Here is a 9,537-nt window from a genome sequence, read left to right on the forward strand (position 1 = left end):
CCGCGACGCCTCCGCCGGTCGCCCAGCCGTCCTGGGCCCAGGGGGGCGGCTTCCCCGTGGACGTGCCGCCCGTGCCCGCCACGGCCCAGACGCCCATGTCCGCCATGACGCCCGCCTACGGCACCCCGCCGGTGCCGCCGCGTGTGCAGCCCCTGGTGGCGCCCGCCCCTGGCCTGCCCCGCGCGGAGACTCCGGCGCCCGCCGCGAGCCTGGCGGACACGGAGCCCGGCTCGCCCATGCCGTCGGGCCTGCCCTGGTCCGCTCAGGAGCCCGTGGCCCCGGTGTCCTCGGGCCTGCCCGTGATGGCGGCCCTGGAGACGCCGGAGTCCGCGCCCGCCCCGGTGTCCTCGGGTCTGCCCGTGATGGCCAGCGCCGCGCCTCGGGCGGAGAAGCCGAAGTCCGTGCGCACCGCCGCGGTGCAGCCGGGGGTCTCCGAGGTCCACGCGCGCCCCGCGTCGCTGTGGCGCCGGCTGCTGTCCTTCAGCATCGACGCGGCGGCCATCGGTGGCGTGGCGGCGCTGTACATCACCCTGGCCTCGTCGGTGACGGGGATGAAGGCGCCCGAGGCGGGCCTGTCCGGCCTGGACGGGTTCGTCGCGTGGCTGCGGGCGCTGCACACGGTGCTGCTGCCCGGGTTTTTCCTGGTGCTGGTGTTGGCGCTCGTGTACTGCGCGGTGGCGGCCTTCCTCTGGAACGGACGCACGTTGGGCCGACTGCTGCTGGGCCTCAGGCTGGTGGACACCCACGGCCTGGCGCCGGCGCCGGGAAGGGCCATCGTCCGCGCGATGCTCGCCAGCCTCTCCTTCGTCCTGTTCCTGGGCGGATTCTGGATGGCGCTCTTTGATCGCCGTGGACAGACGCTCCATGACAAGCTGACGTCCACCTTCGTCGTTCAACCGAGCTGAACCACCGCTTCATTGTGCCTTGCGGCCGCGGCCGTAAGATGCCGCGCCTACATGCCCGCCCGCCTTGCCCAGCTCCTCGTCTCCCGCACGCTCCTTTCCCAGGAGAAGGCGGGAGAGTTGTTGCGACTCCAGCAGGCCCAGGGCGGACATCTGGACACGCTGCTCTTGGAGCAGGGGCTCGCGAACGAGGCGGAGGTCCTCTCGCTGCTCGGTGACGTCGCGGGCTTCCGGCCCGTGAACCTGGTCGACTTCGAGCCGAACCTCGAGGTCGCGTCCTTCATCCCGCCGAAGATCGCGGAGCGGCTGTGCGTGGTGCCGCTGTCGCTGGATGGGCAGACGCTGCACGTCGCGTGCGCGTATCCGGTGCCGAAGAAGGAGCTGGACGAGGTCGGGTTCCTGCTCGGCAAGCCGCTCGAGCTGTGGGTGGCCACCGAGGTGCGGATCCGCGAGTGGATCTCCACCATCTACCGCCAGCCGCTGGCGCCGCGCTTCACGCAGCTGGTGTCCGCGTTGGACCCGGACAAGCAGCTCCCCGTCACGCCGCCGCCTCCTCCGCCGTCGGACGAGTCGCTCACGGTGGACATGGTGGAGCGGCTGGCCCGCTCCGTCGCCGGTGAGCCGGTGGCCGCGGAGATTCGCGCCGCGCCCCGTGAGGCGCCCGCGCCCCAGCGTCCGCCTCCACCGCCGCCTCCCGACCCGGTGCCGCCACCCGCCTTCGTGCGAGCCCCGCTGCGGCTGAACATGCCCGCGGCCGAGCGTCCCGCGACGCCGCCGTCCAGGCCCGATACGTCTCGCCCGGCCCAGCCGCCGGTGCTCACGGCGACGCCCCCTCGGTCTCCCGTGGAAGCGACGCCCACGACGGTTCAACGGGGCGGTGTGCCGTCCGCGAGCGGTGCTCCGACCGGGGCGCGCGCCGGAGGGACTTCGCCGACGGGCGCGCAGTCTCCTGCCCGGTCCACGACGGGGACCTCCGGGGGACAGCCTCCGCCGTTTTCCCCGACGAGCGGGGCCTCGGCCGGAGTGCCCGGAACGCAGTCCTCCGCGAGCGGCGCTTCACCGGCAGGCTTCGCGGGACAGCCTCCCGCGGCGAGTGGTGCTTCGCCCGGCGCGTCCGGGTCGCAGTCCTCCGCGAGCGGCGCTTCACCGACAGGCTTCGCGGGACAGCCTCCCGCGGCGAGCGGCGCTTCGCCCGGCGCGCAGCCCGCGGCGGGCGGCGGCTCAACGACAGGGTTCGCGGGACAGCCACCGGCGCATCTCGCGGCGAGCGGCGCCTCCTCGACGGCTTCAGCAGGCCGCCCCGCGACAGGTCCCGGCGCGCAGCCTCCGGTGACGACGGTGAGCGGCGTTCCGTCGGCCACGTCCACGGGCCGACTCGTGACAGGCCCCGCTGCGCAGCCTCCGGCGACGACGCAGGGTGGTGCTTCTTCTGGCGCACGTCCCTCCACGGCGCCTGGCGCGCAGCCTTCCTCCCAGCCCGTGACGGGCGCGAGTCCCTCCACGGCTCCGGCCAGCGGAGCGCCTTCTTCCGCGACGACGCCCGCCGCGCCTCCGTTGTGGCCGCCCGCGCAGTCCGGTGGCGCGCCGCAGCTGTGGCCACCGGGTCCCGCCGCGCCCACGTCGGGGGCGGACTCCGTGCCGCTCTCCACGATGCGCTTCGGCTCGCCGCTGTTGGCCGGAGGTCCTCGGCCCGAGGTGCCGCCCGCGCAGCCTCCGCGCTCGAGCGAGCCCGCGTTCATCGTCTTCCCCAATCCGAACAAGCCGGCCGCGCAGCCCAAGGCCAGGCCGCCCGAGCCCGAGGTCCGGCCGCCGCCCACTGCCTCCGCCAATCAGGAGGTCCCTGACTGGACGCTGGCGGCGGCGCGCGCCGCGCTGCGCGAGTCCACCAAGGACCGCGACAAGTTGATGGACGTGGCGCTGCGCTTCGGCCGGCGGACGTTCGACTATGTGGCCGCCTTCGCGGTGTTGCGAGGCGCGGCGATTGGATGGGAAGCGCGCGGCGAGGGCATGGCGAGCGAAGGGCTCACCCAGGTGTCCGTGCCGCTCGACGCGAGCAGCGTCTTCCGCACGGTGGCGGTGACGCGGGGAAGCTACGCGGGGCCGCTGCCTCCGGACGCGCTCACCCGGCACTACCTGGAGCTGTTCGGTCGGCAGACGCCGCGCACGGTGTTCCTGTACCCGGTGGAGGTGAAGGGCCGGCTGGTGGCCATCCTCTACGGAGACTGCGGCCAGAAGCCGATGAGCCAGCGCCGGCTGTCGGACTACATCCTGTTCTGCCAGGACCTGGCCTCGGCCTTCCAGGAGCTCATCCTCTTCCGCAAGCAGCGCGTGTCCGAGCCTCGCTCCGTCGAGGAGGACATCACCATCGACGTGGACGTGCCGGTGGCCGCCACGCCCGCTCCCGCGCCCGCGGTGGTGGCGGGGTTGGGGTGGAGCCCGTTCTTCGGTCGAGGCGCCGCGGGCACGGTGGGACGCGCCGCCGCGCTGCCGCCTCGCGCGCAGTCGCAGGAGGAGCGCCCGCCGCCGGACTTCGCGCCGCTGCTACGCCGGCTCACGGGCCCGGACGCCGCGCAGCGCTCGAACGCGATGGTGGAGCTGGCGCGCTCGCCCGAGGCGAGTGCCCGGGTGCTCGCCCAGCACTTCCCCGGTCCCACCGCGTGGAGCCGGCTGCCCGTGGTGGAGCTGCCCGAGGCGGACGAGCTGGGTCCGATTCCGGCGGCGCTGTCGCGACTGGGACGCCCGGCCGCGCAGGCGTTGGCGCCGCTCCTGGATTCGCCTGACGCGGACACGCGCTACTTCGCGCTGCTCACGGCGGGAAACCTGCCCTACGTGGAGCTGGTGGATGGCGTGCTGCGCGGCCTGTTCGACCTGGAGCCGGACATCTCGAGCGCCGCGCGGGTGGCGGCGGCCGCGCTGAAGCAGCTGCCGAGGTTGGACTCGGCGATGCGTGAGCTGCGCCAGGAGCTCAACAGCCGGGACACGCTGCGTCGCGCGCTGGCGGCCCGGGCGCTGGGCACGCTGCATGACCGCGAGGCCGTCGAGGGCCTCATCCAGCTCACGCGCGGCGAGGACGAGATGTGCGCGCAGGCCGCGGCGGAGGCACTGCGCGAGGTGACGCGCATGCCGCTGGGCCTCAGTCCGACGCAGTGGGCGGCGTGGTGGGCGGAGAACCGCAGCCGTCGCCGCGCGGACTGGCTCATCGCGGCGCTGCGACACCGCGAGCTCGACGTGCGGCTCGCCGCCATCGAGGAGCTGAGCCGCGCGCTCAACGACACGCTCGGCTACTACGCGGACGCGCCGGAGAACGAGCGCGAAGTGGCCGCGCGTCGGTGGGAGAGCGCCGCCGTGGACCCGGCCAACGCCCGCCGGCTGGGCATGCTCTGAGCATCGCGGAGTCGAGGCGAACACCGCCTCGACTCCGGACGCCGCCCCATCCCGCTATGCTGCGCCGGTGACGCCAGCACGAGACAGGACCCCATGACCGGTGGGATGTGGATCAGCCTCATCGCGTGCGCCGGGCAGCTCGCGCTCGCGGGGCTGGCATTGGCCCGGGTGGGACGCAGCCCGCTCGCGCTGCCGCTCTCCCTGCTCTCCATCGCGCTGTCCGCGTGGAACTTCACCGGCTACGCGTTCGCCCGCGCGAGCGAACCGGGTTGGCGACTGGTGGGCTTCGCCGCCGCGCTGATGACGGTGCCGTGCACCCTGCACTTCACCCTCGCGTTCGTGGGCCGCCGCCGCCGCTCGGCCTGGGCCATGTACGGCACCTATGCCGTCTTCGGAGCCCTCGCCCTGCTGATGCACGTGGCGCTGGGCGTGCCCTCGCTCGCCGCGACAATCCTCACCCTGCGCTTCGGCCTCTTCGTCACCGTCCTCGTGGTCCCACCGGTCATCGGGACCTTCACGCTGCTGGCGCTGCACCTGCGCGACGCACGTCGCCCGGACGAGCGCGCCCGCGCGAGCTTGATGGCCCTGGGCCTCACCTTCCTCGTCGCCCTGCTCCTCACCGAGCTCGCGGTGGAGCTCGGCCTCAGACAGGTGCCACGCCTGGGCAACCTGGGCACGCTCCTGTGCATGCCCTTGATGGCCACCGCCTCGCTGCGCTTCGGGCTCTTCGGACGCGACGAGAGCGAGGGCGCCCCGCGCATGGCGCTGCACGCGGTGGTGCTCGCGGGCGTGGGCGTCCTCGCCTACCTCACCGTCTTCCGCCTCTTCGCCGCGCAGGTGGGCGCGCTCGTCCTGTGCACCACCGCCATCACCTTCTCGCTCGTCGCCGCCACGCGCCGGGGCGTCACCGCCTTCGTCACCCGGGGCGAGCGCCTGGAGCGCCTGGCCACCCTGGGCCGCTTCTCCGCGCAGATGGCGCACGACCTGAAGAACCCCATCGCCGCGCTCAAGGGCACCGCCCAGTACCTCAAGGAAGAGCACGCCCGAGGCCAGTCGTGGGACACGCACGGCGAGTTCCTCGACCTGATGCTCGAACAGGTGGAGCGCCTGGGACGCGTCGTGGACACCTACCAGCGCCTCGCGCGCGTGGAGCCCCTCCCCCGCCCCGTGGACCTGGGCCGGCTCGTGGAGGGCGTCCTCTCGCTCCAGTCCTTCGCGAGCACCAACCCCATCACCATCGTCCGCGAGCTCGCCCCGGACCTGCCCGCCTGCGCCGCGGACGAGGACCTGCTCACCAACGCCGTGGAGAACCTGGTGCGCAACGCCGCGGAGGCCATGCCCAAGGGCGGCACACTCACCGTGCGCACGTTGAGGGACGGCGCGGCCGTCGCGGTGGAGGTGGAGGACACGGGTGAAGGCATGGACGTGCGCACCCGCGAGCGCGCCTTCGACGACTTCTTCACCACCAAGGCCTCGGGCAGCGGCATGGGGCTGGCCTTCGTCCGACGCGTGGTGGAGGCGCACGGGGGCACGGTGGGTCTGACAAGCCGGGAGGGGCGCGGTACGGTGGTGCGTCTGCGCCTGCCGGTGGAAGCCCGGCGCGGGGACGGTGGGGCCGAAGGAGAAGCCGCGTGAGTGAGTCGTTGAAGGGAACCGTGCTGCTGGTCGATGACGACCCGGCGGTGGCGAAGGTGCTGGGTGCGCTCCTGGGTCAGGCGGGCCTGGCCACGCACACGGCGCGCAACGGGACGGAGGCGCTCTCGCTGCTGGAGCGCTGGCCGGTGGACGTGGTGGTGAGCGACGTGCGCATGCCCGGCATGGACGGCATGCAGCTGTTGGCCGAGATGGGCCGGCTCTGGCCGGACGTCCCCGTCATCCTCATCACCGCGCACGGCACCGTGCCGCTGGCGGTGGAGGCGATGAAGGCGGGCGCCGCGGACTTCGTGCTCAAGCCCTTCGACCGCGAGGAGATCCTCTTCACCATCCGCAAGGCGCTCCTGCGCGCGCAAGGTGAAGCGACGAACGAGCCGCTCCGCACCCCGAGCGCCTTCGTCGGCGGCAGCCAGCGGATGCTGGAGGCCCAGGCCCTGCTCGCGAAGGCGGCCACGGGCATGGCCACGGTGCTACTGCGCGGCGAGTCCGGCACGGGCAAGGAGCTGGCCGCCAAGGCCGTGCACGACGGCAGCCCCCGCCACGCGGGCCCCTTCGTGAAGCTGCACTGCGCCGCGCTGCCGGACACGCTGCTGGAGAGCGAGCTGTTCGGCTACGAGAAGGGCGCCTTCACGGGCGCCGCCACGCGCAAGCCCGGCCGCGTGGAGCTGGCGCACGGCGGCACGCTGTTCCTGGACGAGATTGGCGACATCTCCCTCGCCGTGCAGGTGAAGCTCCTGCGGGTGATTCAGGAGCGGGAGCTGGAGCGGCTGGGCGGAACGCAGACGGTGAAGGTGGACGTCCGCTTCGTCGCCGCCACGCACCAGCCGCTCGAGGAGCTGGTGAAGGCGGGGAGATTCCGCGAGGACCTCTTCTACCGCCTCAACGTGGTGCCCCTGTGGCTGCCGTCACTGCGCGAGCGCCCCGAGGACATCGAGCCGCTCGCGCGCCACTTCCTGGACATCCACGCGCGCACCAATGGCAAGCCGCCCTTCACGCTCACCCCGGACGGGCTCGCGGTGCTGCGCGCCCAGCCGTGGCCGGGCAACGTGCGCCAGCTCCAGAACTTCCTGGAGCGCCTGGTGGTCCTCTCGGACGGACAGACGCTCACGGGCGAGGACGTCTCGCGCGAGCTGGCCCGCCAGCCGGGGCTGACCACGCCCGTGCTCACGCCGCCCCAGGGTGTCACCGCGCTCGCGAGCCCCGCCGCCGACAGCGGCCGCACGCTCGAGTCCCAACGCAAGGGCACCGAGAAGCAGGCCCTGGTGGACGCGCTCGCGCGCGCGGGCGACAACCGCACGCTGGCGGCCCGGCTGCTCGGCATCAGCCGCCGGACGCTCTACAACAAGCTGGAGGAGCACGCCCTGCTGTAGCTATGCGACCTGCGTCACCCCGTCACTCAGCGCCTCCAGCTCCGCGTGGAAGTGGTCGATGAGCGCGTGCGGGTCCGGCACGCGCAGCTCATCCGCGGCCACGCCCACCGTCACCTGCCCCGCGTAGCTGAACAGGCTCACCCCCAGCCCCAGGTGTCCCGCCTGGGGCACCCAGAACGTGAGCGCGCGCAGCTTCACGCCCGCGAGCGACACCGGCTGCCGGGGCCCCGGCACGTTGGTGGCCACCAGCGAGGCCTTCGTGGCGAAGACATCCACCACCACCCGCTCCAGCGGCGCGGGCGTGTAGCCCAGCAGCTCCAGCGCGCCGAAGGTCACCACCGCCTCGGGGGACTTCTTCACCAGGTCCATCCGCCGCGACAGCTCGTGGAGCCGTCGTCGAGGCTCGGCCAGGTGCACCGGCAGCCGCAGCAGCACCACGCCGAACCGGTTGCCCAACGCCCGAGGCACCGGCTCATCCAGCGGCCGCAGGTTCACCGGCACCACGGCGTGCAGGTCCTCGGGAGGGACGTTGCGGGCCTCCAGGTAGCGCCGCAGCGCGCCCGTCAGCGCCGCGAGCAGCACGTCGTTCACCGTGCCGCCCAGGGCCTTGCCCACGGCCTTCACCCGCTCCAGGGGGATGGGCGAGGACCACGCCGCGCGCTTGCGAGTCCCCAGGGGCCCCCTGAGCGGCGTGCGCGGGTCCGGCGTCACCACCATCAGCTTGCCGAGCGCCGCGGCCCCCAGCGCCCCCTGCCGCACCAGGTCTCCGGCGAGGATGGGCTCCGCGGCAATCTCCGCGCCCTTGCGCAGCACCGTCCGAGCCGTGCCCGCCACCGCCCGCGCCCCGCGCATCCACTTCGCGAGCCCTCCCTCACGAGGCGCTGTCCGCGAGGACTCCGGCGCCTCCTCCCGCGCACCGTCCCCATCCGTGAGCGTCAGCAGCACCCGCGCCAGCGCGATGCCATCCGACAGGCAGTGATGCAGCCGTGCGAGCAGCACATCGCCCCCGTCTCCACCCTCCAGCACGTGGAACTGCCACAGCGGACGCGAGCGCTCCAGCGGCGTGCTCATCCACTCGCTCACCAGGGACTCCAGCGCGGCGCGGTCTCCGGGGGCCGGCACCTGGAGTCGCCGCAGGTGCGCGTCCAGCGAGAAGTCCTGGGCCTCCTCCCACTGCGGCTGCCCCAGCCGCCCCATCACCACCTTCTGGCGGAAGCGCGGGTAGCACTCCACCAGGCGCGTTTGCACCAGCTCGCGCAGCCGCGCGAAGTCCAGCCGGCCCTCGAAGCCGAGCACGGCTGTGATCATCATCAGGTTGGCGGGCTCCTCCATGTGGAACCACAGCGCGTCCACACTCGCCATCCGCTCCTGGTTCATCCCGGCCACGCGTGCCTCCGTGTGTCCCACCCGACGGGACACACCATGATGGCGCAGGACGGCCTCCCGTGGCGCGCTGTCTTCACGAGGGGCCGCTACTGCTCCTCGCGCTCGAACTGGAAGGTCTGCTTGGTCGCGTCGTCGACCGTCAACGTGAGCGTCTCCTCCTCGAAGTCCCAGCGGAACGAGCCGCCCTTGAACTTCACCTTGGAGCGGGCCAGGGGGATGACGCGCTTGTCCCCGCACACCGGGCCCACCGCCTGGCCATCCTTCGCGAGCAGCTTCACGTGGTGGTCATCCAGCACCTCCATCGTCCCCCAGGCGCGCACGACGAGCTGGTTGCCCTGCCCCAGCGTCGCGTCCTTCAACGCGGTGCGCAGCACGAAGCACCCCTCGGGCGTGATTTGCAGCGTGCGCGCATAGTCCGCGCGCGGCTGGGGTTCGATTCGCGTGAAGCCTCCGTCCTGCTGCAACGGCAGGCTCGCGGCCGCCAGCCGCCAGACGCCCACCAGCTTCTGGGGCACGGGCTTGGACGAGGCCGCCTGCCCGTCACACGGAGACTTCTGCTCCTTCTCCGGACTGGGCGGCGCGGGCTCGAAGGCCTTCTGACACGTGTTGCCGCACGCCTTCGCCGAGCACTGCGTGTCGTCCTCCGCGCAGCCCGCCTTCAGGGTGCAGGCCTTGAGCCGGTCCAGCGACTGCTCGCAGCCCTCGCGCAGACAGCGGTCCACGCACTCGGGCTCGATGCACTCGGCCACACACACCCAGTTGGCGCTGCCGCAGACGCCCGCCACCGTGCGTGGACGCTCGCCCCCTTCCTGCCCCAGCGCCGTGAAGGCGCTCAGCAGGCC

6 protein-coding genes are annotated in these 9,537 nt (G+C 73.2%); 4 read left to right on the top strand and 2 right to left on the bottom strand.

What is annotated here, in order from left to right:
* The first annotated feature begins 104 nt into the window (after positions 1 to 104).
* From FL311_RS37315 to FL311_RS37330, 4 genes are all read left to right on the top strand, one after another.
* Complete coding sequence (locus FL311_RS37315) at positions 105 to 905, top strand: RDD family protein (protein WP_141332456.1); 801 nt, start codon at positions 105 to 107, stop codon at positions 903 to 905.
* A 51-nt stretch (positions 906 to 956) separates the two neighbouring features.
* Entirely contained in the window at positions 957 to 4,286 is a 3,330-nt protein-coding gene (locus tag FL311_RS37320) for a HEAT repeat domain-containing protein (RefSeq protein WP_141332454.1), read from the top strand.
* Positions 4,287 to 4,379: 93 nt separating this feature from the next.
* A complete protein-coding gene (locus FL311_RS37325) occupies positions 4,380 to 5,921 on the top strand; it encodes an ATP-binding protein (protein ID WP_141332455.1) in 1,542 nt (513 codons plus the stop codon).
* Complete coding sequence (locus FL311_RS37330) at positions 5,918 to 7,309, top strand: sigma-54 dependent transcriptional regulator (RefSeq protein ID WP_194869523.1); 1,392 nt, start codon at positions 5,918 to 5,920, stop codon at positions 7,307 to 7,309. The genes FL311_RS37325 and FL311_RS37330 overlap by 4 nt, the downstream gene beginning before the upstream one ends.
* Here the strand turns inward: FL311_RS37330 and FL311_RS37335 are convergent, their stop codons facing one another.
* Together FL311_RS37335 and FL311_RS44465 are read right to left on the bottom strand one after the other, a co-directional pair.
* Positions 7,310 to 8,686 carry a wax ester/triacylglycerol synthase family O-acyltransferase gene (locus FL311_RS37335; RefSeq protein ID WP_141332458.1) on the bottom strand — a complete coding sequence of 459 codons (1,377 nt, stop codon included), beginning with the start codon at positions 8,684 to 8,686 and terminating at the stop codon, positions 7,310 to 7,312.
* A gap of 95 nt (positions 8,687 to 8,781) precedes the next feature.
* Positions 8,782 to 9,534 (bottom strand): hypothetical protein, encoded by a 753-nt coding sequence (locus FL311_RS44465; RefSeq protein ID WP_141332459.1) that lies wholly within the window; start codon positions 9,532 to 9,534, stop codon positions 8,782 to 8,784.
* Positions 9,535 to 9,537: the final 3 nt, after the last annotated feature.

This window comes from Myxococcus sp. AB025B (assembly GCF_006518215.1).
GTDB lineage: Bacteria > Myxococcota > Myxococcia > Myxococcales > Myxococcaceae > Myxococcus > Myxococcus fulvus.